This is a genomic window from Acinetobacter piscicola, from assembly GCF_015218165.1.
Taxonomy (GTDB): Bacteria; Pseudomonadota; Gammaproteobacteria; order Pseudomonadales; family Moraxellaceae; genus Acinetobacter; species Acinetobacter piscicola_A.
This window is the reverse complement of the sequence record NZ_CP048659.1, coordinates 2,118,019-2,142,420: the sequence shown is the minus strand read 5'-3', so window position 1 is coordinate 2,142,420 and position 24,402 is coordinate 2,118,019. Positions and strand designations below refer to the sequence as shown.

Annotated in this window: 26 protein-coding genes; 13 read left to right on the top strand and 13 right to left on the bottom strand. The window is 37.4% G+C overall.

The genetic code is table 11. The features are described from left to right. Positions 1-74: 74 nt before the first annotated feature. The 7 genes from tehB to yegQ all read right to left on the bottom strand — a co-directional run bounded on the left by tehB (position 75) and on the right by yegQ (position 7,438). Positions 75-938: an SAM-dependent methyltransferase TehB gene (tehB, locus tag G0028_RS10500; RefSeq protein ID WP_180045733.1), complete on the bottom strand. Its 864-nt coding sequence runs from the start codon at positions 936-938 to the stop codon at positions 75-77. Between the two features lie 61 nt (positions 939-999). After that, positions 1,000-2,166 carry a cupin domain-containing protein gene (locus G0028_RS10495; protein ID WP_180045732.1) on the bottom strand — a complete coding sequence of 389 codons (1,167 nt, stop codon included), beginning with the start codon at positions 2,164-2,166 and terminating at the stop codon, positions 1,000-1,002. A gap of 169 nt (positions 2,167-2,335) precedes the next feature. Further along, a complete protein-coding gene (locus tag G0028_RS10490) occupies positions 2,336-3,031 on the bottom strand; it encodes a methionine ABC transporter permease (protein WP_180045731.1) in 696 nt (231 codons plus the stop codon). Beyond that, positions 3,028-4,053, bottom strand: coding sequence for a methionine ABC transporter ATP-binding protein (locus tag G0028_RS10485; RefSeq protein ID WP_130073390.1), 1,026 nt, complete (start codon positions 4,051-4,053; stop codon positions 3,028-3,030). The genes G0028_RS10490 and G0028_RS10485 overlap by 4 nt, the downstream gene beginning before the upstream one ends. 74 nt (positions 4,054-4,127) lie before the next feature. Then, positions 4,128-5,000: a MetQ/NlpA family ABC transporter substrate-binding protein gene (locus G0028_RS10480; RefSeq protein ID WP_130073391.1), complete on the bottom strand. Its 873-nt coding sequence runs from the start codon at positions 4,998-5,000 to the stop codon at positions 4,128-4,130. Between the two features lie 777 nt (positions 5,001-5,777). Continuing rightward, a complete protein-coding gene (locus tag G0028_RS10475; protein ID WP_174492542.1) occupies positions 5,778-6,035 on the bottom strand; it encodes a YfhL family 4Fe-4S dicluster ferredoxin in 258 nt (85 codons plus the stop codon). Between the two features lie 2 nt (positions 6,036-6,037). Continuing rightward, the gene (gene yegQ, locus G0028_RS10470) at positions 6,038-7,438 is read right to left on the bottom strand and encodes a tRNA 5-hydroxyuridine modification protein YegQ (RefSeq protein ID WP_180045730.1); all 1,401 of its coding nucleotides are present in this window, start codon (positions 7,436-7,438) and stop codon (positions 6,038-6,040) included. A 162-nt stretch (positions 7,439-7,600) separates the two neighbouring features. On the opposite strand from yegQ, the gene G0028_RS10465 reads away from it, so the two are divergent. The 4 genes from G0028_RS10465 to arsH are packed head-to-tail and all read left to right on the top strand — an operon-like array spanning position 7,601 to position 10,184. Continuing rightward, positions 7,601-7,921, top strand: a complete 321-nt coding sequence (locus G0028_RS10465; protein ID WP_180045729.1) for an ArsR/SmtB family transcription factor — start codon at positions 7,601-7,603, stop codon at positions 7,919-7,921. A gap of 17 nt (positions 7,922-7,938) precedes the next feature. Continuing rightward, entirely contained in the window at positions 7,939-8,412 is a 474-nt protein-coding gene (locus G0028_RS10460; protein ID WP_130073395.1) for an arsenate reductase ArsC, read from the top strand. A gap of 10 nt (positions 8,413-8,422) precedes the next feature. Continuing rightward, positions 8,423-9,457 (top strand): ACR3 family arsenite efflux transporter, encoded by a 1,035-nt coding sequence (gene arsB, locus G0028_RS10455; protein ID WP_180045728.1) that lies wholly within the window; start codon positions 8,423-8,425, stop codon positions 9,455-9,457. A 22-nt stretch (positions 9,458-9,479) separates the two neighbouring features. Further along, entirely contained in the window at positions 9,480-10,184 is a 705-nt protein-coding gene (gene arsH, locus G0028_RS10450; protein WP_130073397.1) for an arsenical resistance protein ArsH, read from the top strand. Between the two features lie 86 nt (positions 10,185-10,270). Here arsH and G0028_RS10445 read toward each other — a convergent pair whose 3' ends face one another. Then, positions 10,271-10,678: a Cd(II)/Pb(II)-responsive transcriptional regulator gene (locus G0028_RS10445; RefSeq protein ID WP_180045774.1), complete on the bottom strand. Its 408-nt coding sequence runs from the start codon at positions 10,676-10,678 to the stop codon at positions 10,271-10,273. Between the two features lie 92 nt (positions 10,679-10,770). Between G0028_RS10445 and G0028_RS10440 the strand changes: the two genes are divergently transcribed. From G0028_RS10440 to G0028_RS10400, 9 genes are all read left to right on the top strand, one after another. Next, entirely contained in the window at positions 10,771-11,400 is a 630-nt protein-coding gene (locus tag G0028_RS10440) for a cation transporter (RefSeq protein WP_180045727.1), read from the top strand. Between the two features lie 154 nt (positions 11,401-11,554). Beyond that, positions 11,555-11,803, top strand: coding sequence for a hypothetical protein (locus G0028_RS10435; protein ID WP_130073399.1), 249 nt, complete (start codon positions 11,555-11,557; stop codon positions 11,801-11,803). Between the two features lie 41 nt (positions 11,804-11,844). Next, positions 11,845-12,027: a hypothetical protein gene (locus G0028_RS10430; RefSeq protein WP_174492547.1), complete on the top strand. Its 183-nt coding sequence runs from the start codon at positions 11,845-11,847 to the stop codon at positions 12,025-12,027. A gap of 243 nt (positions 12,028-12,270) precedes the next feature. Beyond that, positions 12,271-12,909: a vWA domain-containing protein gene (locus G0028_RS10425; protein ID WP_130073401.1), complete on the top strand. Its 639-nt coding sequence runs from the start codon at positions 12,271-12,273 to the stop codon at positions 12,907-12,909. Positions 12,910-13,025: 116 nt separating this feature from the next. Then, positions 13,026-13,667: a TerD family protein gene (locus G0028_RS10420; protein WP_180045726.1), complete on the top strand. Its 642-nt coding sequence runs from the start codon at positions 13,026-13,028 to the stop codon at positions 13,665-13,667. A gap of 49 nt (positions 13,668-13,716) precedes the next feature. After that, positions 13,717-14,352, top strand: a complete 636-nt coding sequence (locus G0028_RS10415) for a vWA domain-containing protein (protein ID WP_130073403.1) — start codon at positions 13,717-13,719, stop codon at positions 14,350-14,352. 74 nt (positions 14,353-14,426) lie between these two features. Then, complete coding sequence (locus G0028_RS10410) at positions 14,427-15,479, top strand: TerY-C metal binding domain-containing protein (RefSeq protein WP_130073404.1); 1,053 nt, start codon at positions 14,427-14,429, stop codon at positions 15,477-15,479. Between the two features lie 42 nt (positions 15,480-15,521). Then, positions 15,522-17,366, top strand: a complete 1,845-nt coding sequence (locus G0028_RS10405) for a PP2C family serine/threonine-protein phosphatase (RefSeq protein ID WP_180045725.1) — start codon at positions 15,522-15,524, stop codon at positions 17,364-17,366. A gap of 65 nt (positions 17,367-17,431) precedes the next feature. Continuing rightward, the gene (locus tag G0028_RS10400; RefSeq protein ID WP_174492552.1) at positions 17,432-18,961 is read left to right on the top strand and encodes a helix-hairpin-helix domain-containing protein; all 1,530 of its coding nucleotides are present in this window, start codon (positions 17,432-17,434) and stop codon (positions 18,959-18,961) included. 88 nt (positions 18,962-19,049) lie between these two features. Here G0028_RS10400 and G0028_RS10395 read toward each other — a convergent pair whose 3' ends face one another. The 5 genes from G0028_RS10395 to G0028_RS10375 are packed head-to-tail and all read right to left on the bottom strand — an operon-like array spanning position 19,050 to position 24,044. Continuing rightward, a complete protein-coding gene (locus G0028_RS10395; RefSeq protein ID WP_180045724.1) occupies positions 19,050-19,982 on the bottom strand; it encodes an HpcH/HpaI aldolase/citrate lyase family protein in 933 nt (310 codons plus the stop codon). A gap of 4 nt (positions 19,983-19,986) precedes the next feature. Next, positions 19,987-21,141 (bottom strand): cysteine protease StiP domain-containing protein, encoded by a 1,155-nt coding sequence (locus G0028_RS10390; RefSeq protein WP_180045723.1) that lies wholly within the window; start codon positions 21,139-21,141, stop codon positions 19,987-19,989. Further along, complete coding sequence (locus G0028_RS10385; protein WP_180045722.1) at positions 21,134-21,916, bottom strand: HAD family hydrolase; 783 nt, start codon at positions 21,914-21,916, stop codon at positions 21,134-21,136. The genes G0028_RS10390 and G0028_RS10385 overlap by 8 nt, the downstream gene beginning before the upstream one ends. After that, positions 21,906-23,027, bottom strand: coding sequence for a phosphoribosyltransferase domain-containing protein (locus G0028_RS10380; protein WP_180045721.1), 1,122 nt, complete (start codon positions 23,025-23,027; stop codon positions 21,906-21,908). Before G0028_RS10380 ends, G0028_RS10385 begins: the two co-directional genes overlap by 11 nt. Positions 23,028-23,036: 9 nt before the next feature. Next, positions 23,037-24,044: an ATP-grasp domain-containing protein gene (locus tag G0028_RS10375; protein WP_130073411.1), complete on the bottom strand. Its 1,008-nt coding sequence runs from the start codon at positions 24,042-24,044 to the stop codon at positions 23,037-23,039. Positions 24,045-24,402 lie beyond the last annotated feature (358 nt).

Genomic DNA, 24,402 nt, shown 5'->3' with positions numbered 1-24,402 from the left:
TAAGAAAGATTCTATTTTAAAAATCAGAGAGTTCATCCTGAGTGCTCAGCATGGTAGTGAGCATGAAAAAGAGCTTAAATTTTTTGCGCCAATAAGGTTGCGAATCGTTGTTTGATGCGCTTGCCGTGTTCATCTGTCCGATGTAATTCACCGACATTTTCATTGTATTTTAAAATGTTCCATGCTTGATAATATTCACGTAATTGGTTGCTTTTAAATGTGAATGGAAAATCAGCTTGGGCAGGGTAATCCTCTGTATCCATTGCACAGGCGATCAAGTTATAACCATTGGTTTGGGTGACATTTTGCATATTTTGAATTAAAGGTGGAATGGTTTCTGGCTGTAAAAACATCATGACTACAGTAGAAAAGACAAAATCATATTGGCCATTTAAGTTTTGATCTTGATTTAAATCGCGAATAGTCGTGTGAATATGCTCTAACTTTTCCGTTTGAATGATCTCGTTGAGTTTATGGATACTCGTAGGATTGACATCAAAAGCATCTAGCTCAAAGCCATGTTGATTTAAATATAAAGTATTCCGTCCATGACCACAGCCAATGTCTAAAGCCTTACCTATATTGAGGTAAGGCATTGCCATGAGAATTTCGGAATGCGTTGCAGCTAGTTGATATTTTTTAGAAAAATAATTCTCTACATCACAGTAGAAGCTCAGTTGGCACTTTATATCAGCACTTGCCGAGATAATCTTGTGCCAAGTTTGTGGTGCAATAAAAGGGGGTTGGTGTTCTGCATTAAATTGCTGTTGAGAAAGAACATCGCCGTGTTCATTCAGCAGGGCAAAGTCTAGGTGACCTTGTAGAATATCTAATTTTGCCCAAGTGCCTATTTGAGTGTTGTGCGCTTGTTTAAAGCCGTCAGGAATATTGGCAAAATGCCATACAGGTAATTGTTGATAACAACGTAAATCTTGCATTCAATATTCCTTTAGCATGTAAAACTATGTGCTAAATACAGATCTCGGCACATGAAAGATTCTATTCTTCTGCGGTAGGGACGAGCATTAAAATAGATTCATTTAAAAGCATAACCAAGTCTTCTAAAATTTCATCATCGGCTAAATCGAAATTTAATTCAATGCTGTGACCATCTGCAATTTGCTGTAAAAATGGCGTGAATTGTTCAGAAATACACAAAGCTTCACCATTTGCCCAAAATAAAATGTCATGATCTTGGTCAGAATAAAGTAAGCGTGATGCAGGCTCAAGTTGAATGATGTAGCCTTGATCAATGGCTTGTTCTAAATCACCTGTGCCAATTTCTTCAGCTTCTGGAATATTTTCAGGATATTTCGAATCAGACACTAAACTCATAATGGCATCATCTAATACCATTGAGTTTTGCAATTGTTCTAAAATTTTTTCTTTCAAATAAGTGAGTTCATTTTCAGTGACTTCACCTGCACGCGATACTTGGTCACGGATAATATCGACGAGAGGATTTTTCAATTCCACATTTTCTGAAAATTTATCACAAATACGATCCATCATGTCAGGCACATTTGGCATACGGAAGCCAAAAGAATAAGTCAGACAATGGTCTTCTGCCACACCATAATGTGACAGTCCAGGTGGCACATATAGCAAATCACCCGGTGCGAGGACTTCATCAAAATGAACATCCATTTCAGGTAATAATTTGAGTGGTTGACCTACTACAAATTCTGTTTCAGCATCACACATTTGACCCAATTGCCAACGGCGATGACCAAAACCTTGGACTAAAAATACATCATAAAAATCAAAATGTTGACCAACAGAACCACCTTGAGGTGCATAAGACACCATAATATCATCACGACGCCATTGTGGAATAAATGGAAATTTTTTCCAAAGCTCAGCTAAATCAAAAGAGTAGTGGTCTATCGCTTGAATAAGAAGCGTCCAAAGTTTTGGCATTTTTTGAAAATCACCTTTAATCAATGGTGAATTTTTCACTGTCCACTGCTTTGGATCTTTGTCTTTTTGTTTGATCAGACGCGCTGTGATATTTTCATCGAGTGCGAGTTCCATGACATCTTCAGGAACCAAAATATTGATAATTTCAGGGAGTGCATTGCGGACTAAGAGTGGTTTTTTTTGCCAATATTCTGAGAGAAATTGTTCTGCGGTAATCCCGCCTAAAACGTCCAAGGGTTGTGACATAAAATAGCCTAAGCAAATTTAAAACAATAATATGATATTGTCGTATGAGATGCAGTAGGGTGCAAGTTTTGATTTGATTAGAATGTCGAAGTTCAAAAGAATAATTTGATGATCAATTAAAAAACCAGTACATGAAGTACTGGTTTTTAGTTTTGTTTAAAAATAGACATTATCTTAATTTAGATAACCAATCCCCTAGACTTTGTACAAGTTGAACTAAAATCAACAGTACAATCACAGTAAGAATGACTACACTCGTATCAAAGCGTTGATATCCATAAGAAATTGCGAGATCACCAATACCGCCTGCGCCGACAGCGCCTGCCATAGCTGTTGCACCGATGAGGCTAATGGTTGCCGTCGTCAAATTTAAGATGAGTGAACTACGTGCTTCAGGAATGATGAATTTAAAAATAATTTGCCAAGGTGATGCACCCATCGCTTGTGCTGATTCAACAATACCTTCATTGACTTCTAACAGTGACGTTTCAATCAAACGTCCAATGTAAGGTCCCACATAAATAGTTAAAGGGACGATTGCCGCCCAAGTCCCGATGGATGTACCGACAATCATTTTGGTCAGAGGAATAACTGCTATTAACAAAATGATGAATGGAAGTGAACGTAGTGCATTTACAATTGGATTAAGCACATGATAAATCAATTTATTTGGCAAAATTCCATTTGGACGCGTAACCAATAAGATGATGGCTTGAATAAAGCCCCAGATACCACCAAACAGCATTGCAAAAAACACCATATGCATGGTTTCTTGCATGGCCGTCACAAATTGGTCGATAGACAATGAACTTTGCCAATAAGGCGCTGTGACTTCAGTGAGCCATTGAACGATGAGATCTCTCATTCTGCTACTCCTGATTGAGACACTTTAACCCCTTGTAAAGCAAGAAACTGTACCGCTTGTTGGATCACAATCGGATCGCCGAGTAACTGCACAAACATTTGCCCAATCACTGAACCATTGATTTCAGTCATATTGGCAAAGACAATATTAAGGCTAATATCAAATTGTTGAATTAGTTTTTGAATCACGGTTTCTTGAGCAGATGTACCTAAAAATTGTAGATTATAAATGCTATTATGATTTTTATTTTCTAAATTATTCAATATATTAACAGGTAACTGTTGTTGTAAAACAGTTTGAATAAAATTGCGTGTCGTCGCTTGTTTTGGGCGGCTAAAAATATCTAGGGTTGAACCTGTTTCAATAACTTTGCCAAACTCCATCACAGCAACATGGTCACAAACTGACTCAATTACATCCATTTCATGGGTGACCATTACGATAGTAATACCTTGTTCTTTATTGATTTTTTTCAATAATGCTAGGACGGATTTGGTAGTTTGTGGATCAAGAGCAGAAGTTGCTTCATCACAAAGTAAAATTTTAGGATGGTTGGCTAAGGCACGTGCAATTCCGACACGTTGTTTTTGCCCGCCAGACAGTTCATCAGGAAAAGCATTTTTTTTATGTTTAAGGTCAATGAATTCAAGCAATTCATTTAAACGCTTTTCACGTTCAGCCTTAGAAAAACCTAATAATTTCATTGGCATTTCAATATTGGCAGCAACAGTTTTGGTTTCAAGCAAATTAAAATGTTGAAAAATCATGCCAATATTTGCACGTTCTTGACGTAATGCGCGTGCATCTAATGCAGTGAAGTCCTTATCATTGATGATGACTTGCCCTTGGCTTGGACGTTCCAAGAGATTGATCATACGGATTAAGGTGCTTTTTCCTGCACCACTATAACCAATAATGCCAAAAATACTGCCATTCGGAATCTGTAGATTAATGTCATCCAAGGCACGTACGGTTTGACCTTTGAGATCATAATGTTTTGAGATATTTTTAAATTCGATCATGTTGTCAAAAACTATACAAAAATGAAAAAACAGGCAAAATCATTTTGCCTGTTTCATGGACATCAAAAAAGATGTTATTTGTTTTCTGTTAAATAGCTAACAGGTTTATTTACATCTACTTTAGTGCCACCAAAATGTTCTTGAACATATTTGCCTACAGCAGCAACATGGTAGAGTTCACCGACTTTTTTCAAGATTGGATCATCTTTACGTGACTCAGCAACTGCAAGAACATTCACGTTCATTTTGGTGCTTTGGTCAATTGGTTCATAATAGATCGAATCTTTTAATACGTTCAATCCACCTTCCATTGCTAAGGTATTTCCAAGAACGATGGCATCGACTTCATCTTTTGCACGTACCGCAGTTGCCATTTGAATGGGTTTGATCACAATTTTTTTACTATTTTCAATGATATCAGCAGGTGTACCCTTGACGTTATCAAAATCAGCTTTTAATTTTAACAGACCTGCAGATTGTAATAACAATAAGGCACGTGATTCATTTGCACCATCATTTGGAATGGCAATAGTTGCGCCTTGAGAGAACTCTTCAACTTTTTTTACTTTGCTTGAGTAAATGCCCATTGGCTCTAAATAGGTAGTTGAAATGGGTGCAATTTTATCTTTGTTTGAGTCGTTAAATGCAACCAAATATGCATAAGATTGGAATGCATTGATGTCAATTTCTTTGTTAGCAACAGCGGTGTTCATAGACACGTAGTCTGTAAAGTTCTTAACTTCAAGCTTAATACCTGCTTGTTTGGTTTCAGGCAAGGTTGCGATATAACGCCATACATCTGCATCTGAGCCTGTAGACGCCATAACCACTGTATGTTCTTTTGCATCACCTGTAGATGCGGTTTCTGTTTTAGGTGCTTCTTGTTTACCACATGCTGCAAGAGAAAGCACAGATGCACTGAGTAAAACACCAAACAACTTGTTCATGTTTAAATCCTGAATAATAAAATGCACTTAAATGAATACACTTATAAATTAAATCGCTTAATTACCCAATACAGCTTAAAACAAATTTGTGTCTTCTCTAGAAGGCTGATACGACAAGCAAAAATTTTTCAATTTGAAATTGGTTTTGCGTGGCTCTTTATTGACTGCAATTGAAATCAAACAATAAAAATTCAAAAACAATATTTGAACTGAACCATGACGAAAATTTTAATTATCATACCAATAAATTTAACTTATACATAGTCGTGCTAAAGATTTGTATTACTTAGGAAAAAAACTTATAAAAGAATGAATTTACTAAAAAAATAAAGAAAACAAAAGCTTTTGTTGAATTGTGTGGTAAATACGCAAGACTTTCTACTTATTCTTAATATATAAAATATAGTAAAAAGCTTAGCTAAAAAATAAATAAGCCCATTAAATACAATAGTTCAAAATAATCATCTTTTTTATGTTGCCCTTAATTGAGAAAAATGGCGAATAAATTCTGCATTGTTATGCAGTCAGCATGATTGAACTTTATCGTATGTCAAATCATGAGATTTAATGATTGTAAAGTGTATAGAATGATTAGATGTCATATGTGAATTTTTGTGTACGAAAAGACCTAATTTTATTGTTAAATTGAAAGCCAAAGTGTTCCCCAAATTCCCCCAATAACACTTTGGCTTTCGTTTCCCCTACTAAATTTATTGTTTTTGGCGTGAAGTTGATCCAATCAACTTTTTTTATTATTTATCGTTATCTTACTGAGATTTAAGAACGATGAAATAAATTTAAACCATGAAATTTTTCTAACAATTTTGCGTGAGTTTCTCTATATTCGGGATGTGGTTCAATACATTCAATCGGGCAGACATTGACACAGGTTTGATGCTCATAAAAACCAACGCATTCAGTACAGCGCTCAACATCAATTTCATAGAATTTTTCACCTTCAAAAATGGCTTGGTTTGGGCATTCGGGCACGCACATATCGCAATTTGTGCATTGATCTGTAATGAAAAGTGCCATAATTAGCTCGCTATATAGGCTAAAGAAGCAGCAGAAATATCTGCGCTTGAATTGGGGAGATTGCGGATCAGTAATGCAAAATTCATGTCAACATCAGCAGGAATCGGAATTTTAACAATATGCCCTGAGCCTTTGGCATGGGGAATGAGTGTATCTTTCATATCTTTCATTTCTGTTAAAATGAATGTGATATTTCCACTAGTTGTCATGAGCTCTAAGGTGTCGCCTACGACAAAGCGATTTTTCACATCAACCACGATATAGTCTCCATTACGCTCTAAAACCTCACCGACAAATTGTTGATGATCAAAGCGGGATGAACCTGTTTCATAATTTTGATATTCACGATGTATATGACGACGTAAGAAACCTTCGGTATAGCCACGATTTGCTAAACCTTCAAGCTGAGTCATTAGTGCAGGGTCAAACTCTTTGCCTGCATGTGCATCATCAATCGCTTTACGATAAATTTGTGCAGTTCTAGCACAGTAAAAGTATGATTTGGTGCGTCCTTCAATTTTTAAAGAATGTACGCCCATTTGAGTTAAACGATCCACATGCTGTACAGCACGTAAATCTTTAGAATTCATGAAGTAAGTACCATGTTCATCTTCTTCAGCAGCGAACATCTCTTCTTCATTGCGTTGTAGTAAAACCGGCTCGCCAAATTGATGTTGATTTTGGGCGTGTTGCTCGTCGGCATCTTTATTAGTGCAGCAGCTTGATGCTGTCTCCAGTGATTGGACTGGAATGACATCCCCAAATGCATCTTCTGCTGCTTCGTGAACTTTATAATCCCAGCGACACGCATTGGTGCAAGCGCCTTGATTGGCATCACGTTTATTCATATAGCCTGAAAGTAAGCAACGACCGGAATAAGCCATGCAAAGTGCGCCATGTACGAAAACTTCAATTTCCATATCAGGAACATTTTGCTTAATTTCTTCGATCTCTTCGAGGGATAATTCACGTGATAAAATCACACGAGTTAAGCCCATATTTTTCCAAAACTTGACTGTCGCCCAGTTGACTGCATTGGCTTGAACAGATAGGTGAATCGACATGTCAGGGAAATGTTCACGTACCATCATGATCAAACCAGGATCAGACATAATGAGTGCATCAGGTTGCATTGCAACCACAGGTTCAAGATCTCGGATAAAGTTTTTTAGCTTTGCATTGTGTGGTTGAATGTTCACCACAACATAAAACTTTTTACCCAAAGCATGTGCTTCGGTAATGCCAATTTTCAAATTATCATGATCAAATGCATTGTTACGAACTCGCAAGCTATAACGTGGCTGACCTGCATATACAGCATCCGCACCATAGGCAAATGCATAGCGCATATTCTTGAGTGAACCAGCTGGCGAGAGGAGTTCAGTAACGTGGCAAATAGTCATATCACAAAAGGCATAAAAACTTTATGGGTATTATTCTAGTGATAAAAAAAATAGATTCAACCTAGTAAAAAACTCGGAATTTAAAATGATGTGTTGGAAAAATTGGCATTTTGATCATTTAAAGTTTAGTATATATGGAAATTCGTATATCCATATATAAATATGAATCAAGTCGATTTTTTTAAATGCCTTGCCGATCAAACTCGGCTCGATATTTTAATGATGATTGTTAAACAAGGTGAGCGTTGTGTTTGTGATTTGACGGTAGGACTAGATTTGAGTCAGCCGAAAATTTCACGACATTTAGCGCTGTTACGTAGTGCACAAATTTTGCAAGATCGCCGTCAAGGACAATGGGTCTATTATCAGTTACATGATGATTTAGCCCTATGGTGCAAAGAAATTTTACTGCAACTTTCAGCACAGGATCAGCGTTTTGAGTGCGCTCAAGATGCATGCGCTGAAAATCCAAATTGTTATTAATAAATAGTTGAATTAATATGAAAATTTTATTCTTATGTACAGGGAATAGCTGCCGCAGTATTCTTTCGGAAGCTTTATTTAATGCTCAAGCACCAACAGGATTTCAGGCATGCAGTGCAGGTAGTCATCCTTCAGGTCAGGTACATCCATTGACTTTGAAAACCTTACAAAGTTTGAATATCCCGACTGAGCATTTGTCGAGTAAAAATATGCAGGCATGTGAAGCATTTGCGCCTGAGATTGTGGTGACCGTGTGTAGCGAAGCTGCCAATGAAGCATGTCCACTCTATTTAGGAAATGCTTTAAAAGTGCATTGGGGGTTAGATGATCCATCGCATTTAAATTTGCCAGAAGAAGAAAAATTACAAGCATTCAATTTAACTGTTCAACATATTCAGCGCCGTTTTGATGCATTTTTTGCACTAAATTTTGAGCAAATGGATGCACAACAATTAACCAAATCGCTCGAAAATATTGCTCTAATTGGATGAATATTCAACTATGTCAGCTCAGAAACTTTCTTTTTTAGATCGCAATCTTACGCTTTGGATTTTTATTGCGATGGCAGTAGGGATAGCCATAGGACTATTTTTCCCAAAATCTGCACAAAGTTTAAATCAGATGAGCATGGGAACAGTAAATTTGCCCATTGCCATTGGTTTAATTTTGATGATGTATCCACCTTTAGCCAAAGTGGATTATAAAAATTTAAGTCAAGTTTTTCAGGATAAGCGAACCTTAGTTTTGTCTTTAGTACAAAATTGGTTGATTGCGCCATGTCTTATGTTTGCACTCGCGATTCTATTTTTACAGGATTATCCTGAATATATGACAGGGTTGATTTTAATTGGCTTGGCACGTTGTATTGCGATGGTGTTGGTCTGGAATAATCTTGCTTGTGGTGATCAGCAGTATGTTGCGGCGTTGGTCGCATTCAACAGTATTTTCCAAATTCTGTTTTTTAGTAGCTATGCGTGGCTATTTTTAACGTATTTACCGCCATTTTTTGGTGTTGAAGCGCAAGTGATCAATGTGAGTTTTTGGACGATCACGCAAGCGGTATTGATTTATCTTGGTATTCCATTCCTACTTGGTTTTTTAACGCGTTTGATTTTGGTCAAACAAAAAGGCTTAGATTGGTATCAAAATACTTTTATTCCTAAAATCAGCCCACTGAGCTTATTGGCATTGCTATTTACGATTGTTGCGATGTTTAGCCTTAAAGGTGCGGATGTGGTTGCATTGCCACTGGATGTATTGCGAATTGCCATTCCGTTAACGCTGTATTTTATCCTAATGTTTTTCATTAGCTTTTTCATGAGTAAATGGATGGGTAATGATTATCCCAAAACCACCGCAATTTCATTTACCGCCGCAGGTAACAATTTTGAGTTAGCACTTGCAGTGGCAATCGCAACATTTGGTTTGGCTTCTCCTGTGGCATTTACCACTGTGATCGGGCCATTGGTTGAAGTGCCTGTATTGATTCTACTGGTCAGTGTTTCCTTGTGGTTTAGAAAGAAATTTTTTGCCTAAGTGATTTTTAAAGGTTTTAGAAATGAATCTTCCAAATATTGATTTAAATCTGCTTGAGCATCCAACGTTTGAAAAAGTTCAAGCAAGAGAAAATGAGCATCCACCTCGAATTTTATTGCTGTATGGTTCAAATCGAGCGCGTTCGTTTAGCCGTTTAGCTGTACTTGAAGCAGGGCGTATCCTAGAACAGTTTGGTGCTGAAGTGAAAATTTTCCATCCTAAAGCTTTACCTTTACCTGAGGATGCCGACACTTCACATCCAAAAGTGCAGGAGTTACATGAACTGTTAGCATGGTCGGAGGGAATGGTTTGGTGTTCACCTGAGCGTCATGGTTCCATGAGTTCTATTTTTAAAGCGCAGATTGATTGGATTCCATTGGCAGCTGGGGCAATTCGTGCCACGCAAGGAAAAACTTTAGCTTTGATGCAAGTAAGTGGCGGTTCACAGTCATTTAATACAGTCAATCAACTGCGGATTTTAGGGCGTTGGATGCGTATGATCACGATTCCAAATCAGTCATCTATTCCAAAAGCATTTTTAGAGTTTGATGAAAATGATCGGATGAAACCATCATCTTATTATGACCGCATTGTGGATGTCATGGAGGAGTTATATAAGTTTACATTGTTGACACGTGGGCAAGCCGCATATTTGACAGATCGTTATTCTGAACGTAAGGAATCTGCCGAAGCATTGTCAAAGCGGGTAAATCAGAAGTCGCTTTGATATCTAGCATAGACAATCAGCAAAGTCATCTTTTGTGTTGGGTGCAGGCGTATTCCTTAATCCTGTATCCAACGGAAACTTTAGATCTATTCGATTGCAGCGGCTAAATTTTTCACAATCTGACAATGATCAATGGTGCTGTCCGAAGCACAAGATTGGCGCAAAGCAACAAGCTGTGTTTTAAAACTTTGTAATTCTAAAATCCGTGTTTCAACATGTTGAATATGTTCTGCAATTAACTGATCAACAATTTTACAACCTCGTTCAGGGTGTTGAACTTGTTCCAATAAGGCGATGATCTCTTGTAAGGTCATATCCAATGCACGACAACGCTTAATGAAAATTAAACGTTTTAATGTTTCATCATTATAATATTTATAGTTATTTTTAGCTCGAAAACTGGCTTGAATCAAATTTTTCTTTTCATAAAACCGAATCGTATCTGTACTCAATTGGGTCTTTTTAGCCAAATCGCTGATGAGATATTGTTGCATCATGTATGCTCCACAAAAGTACTTGACCTTGGAGTTAGTCCATAGTTTTAAATAGCATAATACAGATAAATCTTTAAGCAAGGGGAATCAGCATGGCATGTACGTGTAGTCATGAACCTGCACCACAAAAACCAAATAGTAAGTTCCGTACTGCGTTATGGATTGCACTCATCATTAACCTTACGCTGTTTTTTGTGGAGTTGGTTGGCGGTGCTTATGCACATTCATCTGCACTTTGGGCAGATTCACTCGATTTCTTTGGTGATGCTGTGAACTATGGCATTTCGCTGGCGGTATTGGGTGCGAGTTTATATTGGCGTGCGACTGTTGCGTTGATCAAAGGCTTGACCATGGCATTGTTTGGTTTTGTGGTGATTGGTAAATCAGCTTATGCCTATATGCAAGGTATTCCCCCTGAAGCCATGACAATGGGAGCAATTGGGATATTAGCATTGATCGCCAATGTGATTGCAGCCGTGATCCTTTATGCATTTCGCGATGGTGACGCTAATATGCGGTCAGTGTGGTTGTGTAGCCGTAATGATGCGATTGGCAATGTTGCGGTGATTTTTGCAGCAGTAGGTGTATTTGGTACAGGCAGTTTATTACCCGATATTATTGTTGCTGTGATCATGGCAACTTTAGGTTTAACAGGCGGGTATCAGGTGATCAAAAAAGCCTTACAAGAAAGACGTGAAAATAAACCAATATTAAATACTTAAAGCGCATATATTTAAAAACCACTTTCGAGTGGTTTTTTATTATGTATTAAAAATAATCCTTTACAGTTTAAAAATAATAGATAAAATTCGCTCCAATTAAAAATAAATAAATAATTTTTATAAATTATTTAATTAAACTGAAGTAGGGGTTAAGGTGAGTTTTAAAAAGTATTTTATAGCAAGTCTTTTAGTGTTTCTGAGTGGTTGTAGTGCCAAAGTCATTACTTATGATGCCGCAGGAAATGCAATTGGGGCGTGTAAAGCCACGCAAGGTTTTATTTTTGGGGCAAAAGCGGTTTGCTATGGTCATGGAAATGCCAAAGGCATTGATTATCGACAAGTGAATATTAAAACAGGCTTATTACCGATTCCACCAGCAAGCACGCAAATTCAATTGGATTAATTGGGTTTATTGACAATTCGTCAGGATTTAGAGGAAAGAAAATGAAAATTTCAGGATTAATTGCACTTTTTACTGCGCTAGTCATGACAGGATGTGCATCAACAGTGACAACGTATGATTCACGTGGGCAAGTGATTGGTTCATGTAAAGCAGAACGTGGTTTTGTCATTGGTGGTGGAGCACATTGCTCAGGTCATGCAAATCAGGAAGGTCGCACAAATTAATTAAGATGTTTTAACTGAGGTTTCGACTTCGGTATGCGCAATATGATGACAAAATCATCATGTTGCTGCTTGAAAATAACAATAATTTTAAAGTAATAAACACAAATTAATGTTGAAATGTGTCCTAAAGAGAAATGATATTAAATTGAAAATTAGAAAATCAGGATATTCTACTATTTTAATATTTAAGCTAAGATGCTTATAACAACAAAGTTTATAAATTGATAACAAGGACAGATAAGCATGAGAAGATTGCCCGTTTATTTATTGCTTGATACATCAGGCTCGATGTTAGGTGAACCTATTGAAGCTGTTAAAAATGGGGTGGAAATGTTGGCCTCCTCTTTGCGACAAGATCCCTACGCCTTAGAAACCGCTTATTTGTCCATCATCACTTTTGATACGACTGCCAAACAGTTGATGCCATTGACTGAACTGGCAATGTTTAATACGCCGAATTTACAAGCAACAGGAACAACACAGCTTGGTGAAGCGTTGTCATTATTGGCGGATAAAATTGAACAAGAAGTGCAAAAAACAACACCAGATACGCGTGGAGATTGGAAACCTTTGGTCTTTATCATGACCGATGGTGCACCAACAGATGACTGGAAGAAAGGTTTTGAAAAACTAAAAAAAGTCAAAACGGGTATGGTCATTGCATGTGCTGCAGGACACAATGCTGAAACAGCAATTTTAAAGCAAATTACGGAAGTCGTGGTGGAGCTTGCAACCGCAGATTCAAATACCATCAAAGCATTTTTTAAATGGGTGTCTGCAAGTATTTCTACAGGCAGTCAAAAAGTCGATGCAGGACAAAAAGAAGTGACAGGTTTGAGTGATTTGCCACCACCCCCCCCTGAAGTCAATGTTGTACTTTAAGTATATAGATGATTTTAGACTTCACTTAAAGATAAAAACGATAGATCGGATGGCTGAAAATTAAGATATTTCGCTGTCCCTAAAGCTTTCAACTAAAAGAAAAAAAGGAAAATAACATGGGGATTACATTAGCAAAAGGACAAGGTCTGACATTAGAAAAGGCAGAAAATAATCTGTCATTGGTCACCATTGGCTTGGGTTGGGACATCGCCGAGCAGAAAAAGGGCTTTTTAGGGGGATTATTTGGCGGACAAACTGCAGAATATGATTTGGATGTGATCGCTTTTTTATGTGATGCTAATGGTAAAGTGCAAAATCTCGGGCGAGATACTTCGGGGCATCCGACTTTAAACAATAGTGACGTTATTTTCTTCAATAATCTTAAGCATCCCTCTGGTCATATTTGGCTCACAGGAGATAACCGTACGGGGGCAGGTGATGGGGATGATGAGCAAATCATTGTTAAATTAAATTCATTAGCACCTGTTTATCATAAAATTGTATTTATTGTGCAAATTTACGAAGGCAATAAAAACAAGCAGCATTTTGGACAGGTACAAAATGCGTTTATTCGTGCTGTTGATGCTTCTGGCAAAGAAATGGTCCGTTTTAATTTGTCAGGTCAGGGACAATATGAACAACAACGTTCCTTACTTTTTGCTGAACTCATGCGTGAGAATGCTGGTTGGAAATTTAACGCCATTGGCTCATCGTCTGAGTCAGATAACTTTGTGGAATGGCTAAAACAATACGTTTAATCATGTGAATGATCCATTTAATCACGACAAATCATCACGAGGAAAAAATATGCGTCGACTACCTGTTTATATTTTATTAGATACCTCAGGCTCTATGCGTGGAGAGCCAATTCATTCGGTAAATGTGGGCTTGCAGTCGATGCTGAGTGCGCTCAGGCAAGATCCTTATGCATTGGAAAGTGTACATCTTAGTGTCATTACCTTTGATATGCAGGCAAAAATTTATTTGCCTTTAACGCCGTTGGATCAAGTGCAATTGCCTGAAATTGAAGTACCGAGTGTTGGTGCAACATTTATGGGGGCAGCCTTGGAGCTGTTAGCAGAAGATGTGCAAAAAAATATCAAGAAAAGCACAGAAGAGCAAAAAGGCGATTGGCGACCACTCTTGTTCCTCATGACGGATGGTTCACCCTCAGATGTATATGCCTATCAACAGATTATTCCAACTATTCAACAGCTTAACTTTGCAACGATTGTGGCATGTGCTGCGGGTCCAAAAGCCAAAACTGAAGCATTACAACAATTGACTTCTCAAGTTGTGGTGTTGGATTCGATGGATTCGAACTCATTTGCCAGTTTCTTTAAATGGGTTTCTGCAAGTGTGGTAGCGGGGAGTAGTAGTGCAGGTGTCGCAGATGCAATTGAGTTGCCGCCGCCGCCTTCGGAAATTCAATTGGTGCTATAAAATCATTCTGAAATGCAATTGAATGTAAGTTTAATAAAAAGGCTTGAAATAATAACAATGAACAAGGTGAGTTTATGCGTCGATTACCTGTATTTTTCGTGATTGATTGTTCCGAATCTATGGCGGGGCAGCCTTTAGTTGCTGTGCAAGAAGGTGTTGACTTTATTATGCGTAGTTTATGCACCGACCCTTATGCACTAGAAACAGTCTATGTTTCATTGATTGCTTATGCGGGAATTGTGCGTACTTTAGTACCACTCACAGAATTATATGCCTATCAACGATGTGAATTACCTTTGGGCGGCGGGACGCATCTAGGCAAAGCACTGACCCATTTAGGTAAAGAAATAGATCGCTCAGTGATCAAAACCACTGCAGATGTTAAAGGTGACTGGAAACCCGTCGTTTATTTATTTACCGATGGTCGCCCGACGGATGATTATCAAGATGCTATTCAACAATGGAAAACGAAATATAGCCATCGTGTGACTTTGATTGTGATTGGTCTTGGACAAGATGTTGATTTTTCTATCTTAAAAGAATTAACGGAACACTGTATTTCGGTTGATCAAATTAACCAAGAATATGTCAAAGGTCTATGTAAATGGATCAGTGCTTCTGTGGTGTCACAAAGTGTTAGCGTGGCAAATTTTCAAAACTCAGAAGAATTAATTCCACTTGATCAGCGTTATATGAACTTAGCTAAGTCAAAACTCACGTTCCGAAAAAGCCATGCTGATGATCGTGTCGTTACTTTTATTGGGCGTTGTCAAAAATTACAACACCCTTATCTGTTGAAATATAGCAGAAATTTACAATATGGCGGTTTATCTGACTTAAATATTAATTTATACAATTTTAAATTAGAGACTTGCGAAGCGATCAGTGAGGAATATTTTAGTTGGACGGATCATAGTGCTGAAAAACCACAAATTAATACATCAAAATTAGAAGGATGGTCGCAATGTCCACATTGTTATGCAGATACTGCTTTTGCCATGTGTGGTTGTGGCAATCTGATGTGTTATGACGGCTATAGTGAATATGTCGTTTGCCCATGGTGCCGCCGTCAAGTGAGTTTTAGTACGGAAGGTGGGGATTTTGATTTGACCCGTGGTCAAGGTTAAATTTTTGATAAATAAAATGATTGATCATTGAAAGGGGGCAGTATGCAAGAATTATTATGTAAAATTAAAAAAATTTTGGCAGTCAATGAACTGGGTTTAGATGATCAATTTATCGAGTTTTTTAAAACAGATGAGCAATTACAACAACTCTCAAAATTAGTGTATGAACTCAAAAAGCAATCTGCAACGCCACCTTTACTGACTGAAATCTTAGAACCCATATATTTTGAGAATAAAGAACATTCACATGAAAATGAGCCGCAGATTCAACAAGCGCAATTAGATTTGGATGACAAGGAGATCTTACCGACTGAACAGAGTGCGCTAACATTGCTTGATGATGCTCAACGTCAAGAACAAAATATTTCTGATCAAATTACTGATATTTTAAAAAATAGCCTAAGTAATACAGATGTTGAGCAAGATCGCTCAGCACAAACTGTACCCGCACACTCAGTCCTATCTGAGACGATTATTTCGCATCAACAACAAGATGATGTACAAGCAGCTCATGAAAATATGTCTGTTGCAGTTGCAGGAGTCAGTGCCCCGATAATGGCGATAGAAGAGATTCTTATTGATTCTGAAGCGCAACAAGTTGAACAAGAGATCTCCATACAGCAACAACAAGCACAAATCGAACAAAATAGAACCGAGATTACAGACGTGTTTATACAGCGCAAAGTAAATGATGTGAAGTTTCAAGTTGATAATGCACGTGCAGGGCAACCTTATACTTCAAAAATTCAAATCTTATCGAGTCAAAAACCTGAAAATATAGAATATATTGAGGAAAGTTTTAAATTTCCAAATGATATTTTTTATTTTGATCAAGCGACACAAAGTATTCAAGGTCAACCCAACCAAGCTGATGAGTTTAATTTTTCATTCCAATATCGTGTCAATGATGAAGTCTATACAGGACAATGCCGTTTAAACGTGATTCCTGATCCACGTAGTTTATGGAAAGTGATTGAACCTGAGGCAGGGCAAGCTTTTGTTAAAACGCATACAGATCAACTGTGTATAGATACAGCAGACTATCAGCTCATTGCGGCAAGTCGCCGTGGTCGTTCCCATGAACATGCAGGAAGTTTCCGAGATGATGATTTTTCATTGATGCACATTGCAAATAGCGATTGGTCGGTATTGGCGGTTGCAGACGGTGCAGGTAGTGCGGAATATTCTCGTGAAGGTTCAAGAATTGCAGTTGAGATTGTACAGAAAGAATTTCAACGTTATTTCAATGAACATACGATTGATGCTTTAAATGAAGATATTAAACAATGGCAATTAGATCAGCCTCAACATGCGGATACACAACGAATTGCCAATAAATTAAATCAACAGTTCTATCATGTTTATTATGAGATTTATCGCTCAATTCTCACACAACTCGATCAGCTTGCAGCTGAGCAGCATGTCGCAACTAAAGCATTTTCAACCACACTTTTGGTTGCGGTGGTCTATCAACATGCAGATAAAAACTTAATTAGTACATTCTCCGTGGGTGATGGTGCAATCGCTGCATTTACTCAAGACACGGTACGATTGATGAATGTTGCCGATGGGGGGGAATATGCAGGACAGACTAAGTTTTTGGATCGTAGTATTCATCAAGAGTTGGGTAATCGGGTCAAAATAGGCTGTTTTAAAGACTTAAAAGCTGTTTTATTAATGACAGACGGTATTTCAGATCCAATTTTTGAAACCGATGCTGGACTTGCAAATCAACAGAAATGGCTAGATTTATATACAGAGCTTGAACCTGTTTTGCAACACGATCAGCCAGAGCAGGCTTTATTAGAATGGATGCATTTTTTTAAAACAGGCCATCATGATGACCGAACTTTAGCGGCTTTATATAAGAAAAATCAAGTAAATTAAAGCTTGAAAAAGTAATCAATTCACACTATTTAGAGACAAAAATTTTAGAAATTAGGTGTTAGCACATGTCGGCAAAAATCGTAAAATGTACTACAGTCGATGGACGTCCAATCGAATTTGTAGATGAAGTGATCGGTTCAGGGGCAATGAAAGATGTGTATTTTTCACCTGACCGCAGTTATGTGGTGTGTTTTTTTAGTAAAGAAAAAAATAAATTTTATCAATCTAAAGCAGCATTTGAACAGCAAAAAGACCGTTTAAAAGAAATTGTTGGTAATAAATGGCAAGGTATTTTTAATGGTGTTGGTGGTGACTATTGGAAAAATATCTTTTGTTGGCCTGATGGCTTGGTTGAGTACAATGATTTATTGGGCATTACCGCACCGACCTATAAAAAGCAATTTTTCTTTGATTATGGCTCAAAGAATAATGATTTTTTAAACATTAAAGGTAAAGAAAAAGAAGGAAAATGGTTTGCGAGTGCCAATAACCAGAACCGTTTTTTAGATGATCGTGAAAAAGGGACATGGCTTAATTATTTAAAAATCAGTATTTTAATTTCACGTGCGGTGCGCCGTATGCATGCAGCAGGTTTGGCACACTCAGATTTATCCTATAAAAATGTGCTCATCGACCCTGTGACAGGGAGTGCATGTGTGATCGATGTGGATGGCTTGGTTGTGCCTGGAAAATACCCACCAGATGTGGTGGGAACGCCTGACTTTATTGCACCTGAAGTCGTGATGACCAGTCATTTAAATAAAGATGATCCAAAACGAATTTTGCCAAGTATTACGACAGATAGACATGCACTTGCAGTATTGATTTATATGTATTTATTGTATCGTCATCCATTGCGAGGCGGTAAAATCCATGACATGGATGATCCTCAAAAAGATGAAAATCTTGCCATGGGAGAGCGCGCATTATTTGTTGAGCATCCAGACGATCAAAGTAATCGGGTTAAGGCCAATCAACTTAAACCTTCGCAGCTCCCTTGGGCTGACCCTGCACAAATTCCTTATACCGTAACAGGTCCTTATTTAACTGAATTATTTAATAAAAGTTTTATTGAGGGCTTGCATGAACCGAGTAAACGTCCATCTGCCAATGATTGGGAAATTGCATTGGTTAAAACAGTGGACTTGGTACAACCGTGTTTAAATCCAGCGTGTAGTCATAAATGGTATGTATTTGATAATACAACACAGCCGAGCTGTCCATTTTGTAAAACCACATTTAAAGGCAAACTACCGATTTTAAACTTATATTCAGCACGACAAGGCTCAAGCTATCGTCCTGATAATCATCGTTTAATGGTGTGGACAGGGCAGTCTTTATTTGCATGGCATGCCAATAGTATGATTGCACCGAATGAGCGTTTAACACCAGAGCAAACCAAACGTAAAGGTTATTTTGTTTTACATCAAGATCGTTGGTGGTTGGTGAACGAAGATTTGCCTGATTTAACCGATGTGACGACGAAGACACCCATTCCAATTGGGGGGAAAGTAGAGTTAAAAGAAGGCGCACAAATCTTATTGTCGAAACAGGATGGTGGGCGTTTGGTTGTCGTACAGATGGTCGAAGTTTGATATTTTTTGAGTAAGCTGAAGTTTATTTTTAAATGAATGGCGAATAGAGACCGCCATTTTATTTGATTATTTCGATTTGCTTTGTGATTTAAGCATTAAATTTAAATACATCACCGTGATGATTTAAATGGGATTTATTTAAGCCAAATGTTTTATAGCGTAATAATACCATTTCAGCCCAATTACGATGTGTTGCAGGTTCTAGCATAGAACCTTGGCTTTTAAATACACTTTTTGCATCCATTGCTAATACTTGCTGTGCTTCTTGAAATTCTTCAGTCGACACTTGAAATGCTTCATGAATAAAATCAATTTGTGTTGGATGAATGGCAGTTTTGGTATAAATTCCATTATTCATATCTTGGATCAGTTCATTGGATAAAATCTGTATATTTTCAATATGTTCACAGACAGGTGAGCTGAGTTGAAAGCCTGCGGGAATATATAAGCCTGCCAGTTGAGAAATTAACATACCTACAGGTGTTTGATAAATAGTGGTATTTTTTGGACGACGCAGGTATAAACAGGAGAGTAAATCATTACCGCCAATCCTTAAACACAAGGTTTTATGAAAGTCATACTTGAGTGCTTGCTGTAATTCAACATTATGCCCCATATCAAAAATTTCTTTGGTTTCAAAGGTTGGCATTAAATTTATATGAGAAGGTAAAACCTCCATCCATTGTTTTAAATTATGTAAGGTAAATTTCGGTAAAATCATACCGCTAATGGTATGGTGTAAATCCCAATCGATAATATATTTCGCCATTTCGATATGACGTGGGCGAATAAACAATGCAGGTGTTTTTAGGTTTGGGTTTTCTGCACGTTTTTGCAAGAGTGCTTTTAAATTGACCATTGCCGTTTGTACATCTTTTTCTAAAACAGCATCTTCCAAGCAGACTGCAATCGATTTTAAATTTGAAAATTTGATGCCCTCAGTCACGTCCCATAAATGTTGATGCGTGGCAGGGATATACATGGTCGCACCAAGCTCAATGGCATGTTGTAATTGTTTCATTGTATTATTTTCCAAAGTTTTTAATTAAGGTCACTGCATGATATGGACCCAATTTTGAACCTAAAATGTCGACTGAGACGTGCTGTTGTTGCGCAAAGTGTAACAGTAACTGAACGTGAGGATTATGTTCATCTCGGATTAAAATACGTTCAGGCACACGTCTAAGTACGGCACGCGTGGCTTCAGCAATACTTGGTTTAATATGGTTAATGTTATTGATTTGGTAGTGTGCAGCAATCCAATCTACCGTGTCTAAGCACAATTTTTGCTGAGTTAGTCGAATCTCGTTATTCCATTCAATCCTCTGTTGAATGGGATGTTGTTCAATAATATTTAAAATATTTTGAATGAATTGTACAGATAAATCGTGTTGTTGAAGATGAGTATAAACGACACAATCATGCCATTTCTCTGGATTAAAACAGTCCAATTTTGCTTCAGCTTGATCTATATCTGCTCGTAAGATACTACGAGAAGTTAAACCTGAAATGACTGAACCTAAGATGCCAAAAGGAATCAGCCAATCTTCACAACTGGCACTAAGCCAAGAATAACCACCTAAATCTGACAATGTTACAAGGCGAGGAATTTCCCAACCTGCATCAAATAATTCAGGATAGTCTTGTAGATTTTTCGTCAGTTCACGGCAAATCGCCCCTTTGCCTGTCCAGCCATCTACAAAGACAATATTTTCAGCACCATGTTGCTGAATGATGGCATTGAGCGCAGCAAAATCAATGCCGCGGTCTCGAATAATACTAATACCATAATGAAAACATGCTTGTTGTTTGGCAATGCAATGTTTTAACAGAACCCCTAAAGGTACGCCTGCTCGAACTAAACTCACTAAAACAATAGGTTGCTTTGGAAAACGTGTCATCAAAGCTTGGCTAAGTTGTTGTACTTCTTGCGCTAGACGTGCTGAACCATGCGTAAAAGCATGCTGAAAATGTTTTAAATGTTCAGGCGAGGGGGCATTTTCTTCACTGATCATTTCAGAATAATGTTTTTGACCAGATTGAATTAAACGTTCTTTTTCTGCGACTGAGGTTGGTGTTAAATCCGTGATATTCAGTAAAAAAGTAATGTCTTGTGGGCGATATGAGCCGTGAAAACCGATATTTGCTAGTCTTTGATCAATCTGATTTAAATTAGACATGCCCTAAGAATCCTTTCTGTCGATGATCATTGCTTAAGTTGTGTGCTAAAAATTGGTCAAGCTGACTGTTTTTTGGCATACCAAACCAATCACAACAGCCTAAGAAGCCCGCATCGGATAGACTGTCACCCCAACCCAAAATGACACGCTCCCCTTGTGGGTCATATTTTTCGATAAAAAATTCAACGGCTTTTTGCTTAGAGACAAACTTTGGAATGACGGCCAAATTATTGCCGTTGATATGTACATAGCAATGTTCTAACACATCTTTGGGTAAATGTTGTACCAATTGATCTAAAAAAAGCCCATCTTCTGGCTGGTTTTGCTTGGCGACAGTATAGATTTTGAGGTCATTTTCCTCGACTGTCCATGTACGAATCGAGCCTAAGTCCTGTGCTGTTTTCAGTAAAATCTCAGGTAATTCATCCAATAAATCATTTAAGTTTGCAACAGCATTTTTTTGAATATTAAACCAATCCATATCGATATTTTGCTGTGCGTCAATAATCGTACCACCATGTGAACATACTGCACCAGATTGAAAAGGTAAATGCACACGTTGTAAGGCTTCAACTGAACGCGCAGTCACAGGCACAACTTCAGCCGAATCTAATAACCAATTTACAAAAACTTGTTGTTTCGGTTTCATATAAGACAGGGGTTGCCCAGACTTATCTGTGGTGGCAATTTTATGTAAATCAGTCGGTGCAGACTTGCGATTGGTCTGAAATAAAGTATCGTCTAAATCGACAAAAACCAAAGGCTTATGGTTCATAATGAATCACTTCCAAATTTTCAATTTGCTCAAAAAGCGTAGGGTCTACACTGTGTTGTTCTGTTTCGATGACCAATAACACACGGTCAAATTGTTGATGTCGAACGTTATAGGCATAATTGTTGATATTGAGCCCATAATTGTCGGTAAAGGCACAAATGCTTTCAATGGCATGCCCTTGCATAATCGGAGAGCGTGTGGTGGAGCTATAATAAACTTCTGCACCTTGTTGCTCTAATTGTTCTGCGATCAGGAACGGAATCCAACTGAACTCCCCTGAGCCTAAGACTAAAATTTTTTCATTCGGTTGGTTAATGTGTACATTTGCCCAAGCTTTGCAATCTAAGTAACTAGGTTCACGTCCCCAATCATGTGGTGCAATAATGCGCTGTGCTTCTTGATTGGTTTTATTGACATCAGGCATATGGATTTCAATCTGATTTTGATTGGCTTGCCAATGCCACGAACCATGCAACAGTGAAACCACTTCAATGGGAATACCGACGTTGAGATCATTCAAATGTTCTTCTGCCCAATTGACCAACGTCACTAAGATAATGTGCTCAACCTGTTCAAGCCCCGAATTTTTCAGGCTCATGATCAGATTTTTAAAAGTTTTACCTGTAGAAATTTCATCATCCACCAAAATTAAAGTTTTTGATTGGATTAAATGTTGATGTTTTTTCGGATCATGACTACTCAAAATAAACTGATCTTGCGCATGGCTATGTTCTTCTAAAAATAAGCCTAAGGTGGGCAACGCATCGACAGGATGACGTGTTGTTGTCACAAAAAGGGCATTTTCAGCAAAATCTTTTTTTAATTCACGATAAACACCTGCACCTAAACCTACCGCCGTTTCCGCCATACCAATCACAGTAATGGGATAAGGTACATCTTTGGGAACTAAAGCACATAAATCTACGTAACTGCGTTGCATGGTAGAGGGTGCAACAGGAATATGCTTGCCTAAGACTTTGGACACAAATAAAAAAGCACGTTTTGGATTAATTCTTTCTGCAAAACCTAATAATTGATCTAAATCCCAATGCGGGTGATGTTGACGAACCGAAACACGAATGCAACCACGACTTAATTCAATTTCTTTCATTAATTAATCTTAATCCATTTTAAAACTTTGTACTAAAGGCAGTACTTTGACGGGTGATATTGTGTTCTCACGCTGTAAATTGAGCGATAACTTTTGTGCAAAAATTTCTGCAACCAAATTCACGCCAGTATGCAAGGTATATGCAAATCCGCCTGCTGGGCGTGCATTAATTTCTAAAATATGCCACTGCTGTTGTTGGTCTTTTTTAAATTGAATATTAATCAAACCGTCACAATTGAAATGTTGAACCAATTGTGTGCAAATTTCATGACAGGGATGTTGTAAAAAACATTCTTGATGAAATTGATATTTAATACGGGTGACTTGAGCCAAGATTTTGCCTTGATGACAGGCAATGTCAACCGAACATTCTCCACCATTCAAATAAGGCATAATTAAGTATTCGATGCCTTGTTCGAGTTGAGCATAAGCTTCGATAAACTGTTGTGTATTTGCAATAAAAGGTGATTTAAAATGTTGAAAATAATCAATATCATCTTTTAAACGGACAAAACCAAAACCATAAACACCATGCACAGGTTTAGCACAAATTTCACTAAACTGTTGTTTCGCTTGTAAAATAGCGGTTTTTAATGTGTCACTTGAATCTGCTTTAATAGCAGGAATATAAGGTAAGTGTAGTGCCTTACATTGCTCCGTAAAAACAAATTTATCATCAATGTCTTCAAGCGCTTGAAGAGACATAGCACCTGTGATCAGTTGAATATTGTGCTTTGCAAATTGTTCACGATAAGGTTCGATACAGTGTGCTTTTTTGCCACAAAATAGTAGGTCTACCTTAAATTGAATGCATTGTTTTAATAACCACTCAGCCGCGTCGAGAATATCAGGTTGTTGAATAAAAAGATCAGCAATATGTTGCAGTTCAGGGCGTAGCAAATGATGTGAGCAAATGATTTTCAAATGGGAAGCAAGAGAAGAATCTTTTAAGGCTTGAATAATATCTTTTTGACAAGAAAAACTTTCAGCAATCCAAACGGTATAATGATCTTTCACGGTAAAATTTATTCTCAATAAGCAAATTTTTTAAAATCAAATCATAAAATATCTTGTTCATCTTTAGTTATTTCTCAATATGAGAGAAAATAAACCATTCAAACAGGGTGTAGACGTTACATTTTAATTAAATGTTTAAAAACTAGAGAAATATATAATTAAAATAGAATAACTTGCAATCTTTTTTTACAGCTTCTTTGTTTATATTTTTGTTAAAAAAAATATTTTTATACTATGGCCTGTCATATTTTTATGGTAAAACTAAGTGATGCAAATATATTAAACTGACTTAGTTTAAATTTTGATTTCATTCAAAAAATCATTTTTTATAGATTTATAACAACGTATTTGAGGATAA

Coding starts and splice junctions, on each gene's coding strand:
- tehB (WP_180045733.1), bottom strand. CDS start 938: ATGCAAGATTTACGTTGTTATCAACAATTACCTGTATGGCATTTTGCC.
- G0028_RS10495 (WP_180045732.1), bottom strand. CDS start 2,166: ATGTCACAACCCTTGGACGTTTTAGGCGGGATTACCGCAGAACAATTT.
- G0028_RS10490 (WP_180045731.1), bottom strand. CDS start 3,031: ATGAGAGATCTCATCGTTCAATGGCTCACTGAAGTCACAGCGCCTTAT.
- G0028_RS10485 (WP_130073390.1), bottom strand. CDS start 4,053: ATGATCGAATTTAAAAATATCTCAAAACATTATGATCTCAAAGGTCAA.
- G0028_RS10480 (WP_130073391.1), bottom strand. CDS start 5,000: ATGAACAAGTTGTTTGGTGTTTTACTCAGTGCATCTGTGCTTTCTCTT.
- G0028_RS10475 (WP_174492542.1), bottom strand. CDS start 6,035: ATGGCACTTTTCATTACAGATCAATGCACAAATTGCGATATGTGCGTG.
- yegQ (WP_180045730.1), bottom strand. CDS start 7,438: ATGACTATTTGCCACGTTACTGAACTCCTCTCGCCAGCTGGTTCACTC.
- G0028_RS10465 (WP_180045729.1), top strand. CDS start 7,601: ATGAATCAAGTCGATTTTTTTAAATGCCTTGCCGATCAAACTCGGCTC.
- G0028_RS10460 (WP_130073395.1), top strand. CDS start 7,939: ATGAAAATTTTATTCTTATGTACAGGGAATAGCTGCCGCAGTATTCTT.
- arsB (WP_180045728.1), top strand. CDS start 8,423: ATGTCAGCTCAGAAACTTTCTTTTTTAGATCGCAATCTTACGCTTTGG.
- arsH (WP_130073397.1), top strand. CDS start 9,480: ATGAATCTTCCAAATATTGATTTAAATCTGCTTGAGCATCCAACGTTT.
- G0028_RS10445 (WP_180045774.1), bottom strand. CDS start 10,678: ATGCAACAATATCTCATCAGCGATTTGGCTAAAAAGACCCAATTGAGT.
- G0028_RS10440 (WP_180045727.1), top strand. CDS start 10,771: ATGGCATGTACGTGTAGTCATGAACCTGCACCACAAAAACCAAATAGT.
- G0028_RS10430 (WP_174492547.1), top strand. CDS start 11,845: ATGAAAATTTCAGGATTAATTGCACTTTTTACTGCGCTAGTCATGACA.
- G0028_RS10425 (WP_130073401.1), top strand. CDS start 12,271: ATGAGAAGATTGCCCGTTTATTTATTGCTTGATACATCAGGCTCGATG.
- G0028_RS10420 (WP_180045726.1), top strand. CDS start 13,026: ATGGGGATTACATTAGCAAAAGGACAAGGTCTGACATTAGAAAAGGCA.
- G0028_RS10415 (WP_130073403.1), top strand. CDS start 13,717: ATGCGTCGACTACCTGTTTATATTTTATTAGATACCTCAGGCTCTATG.
- G0028_RS10410 (WP_130073404.1), top strand. CDS start 14,427: ATGCGTCGATTACCTGTATTTTTCGTGATTGATTGTTCCGAATCTATG.
- G0028_RS10405 (WP_180045725.1), top strand. CDS start 15,522: ATGCAAGAATTATTATGTAAAATTAAAAAAATTTTGGCAGTCAATGAA.
- G0028_RS10400 (WP_174492552.1), top strand. CDS start 17,432: ATGTCGGCAAAAATCGTAAAATGTACTACAGTCGATGGACGTCCAATC.
- G0028_RS10395 (WP_180045724.1), bottom strand. CDS start 19,982: ATGAAACAATTACAACATGCCATTGAGCTTGGTGCGACCATGTATATC.
- G0028_RS10390 (WP_180045723.1), bottom strand. CDS start 21,141: ATGTCTAATTTAAATCAGATTGATCAAAGACTAGCAAATATCGGTTTT.
- G0028_RS10385 (WP_180045722.1), bottom strand. CDS start 21,916: ATGAACCATAAGCCTTTGGTTTTTGTCGATTTAGACGATACTTTATTT.
- G0028_RS10380 (WP_180045721.1), bottom strand. CDS start 23,027: ATGAAAGAAATTGAATTAAGTCGTGGTTGCATTCGTGTTTCGGTTCGT.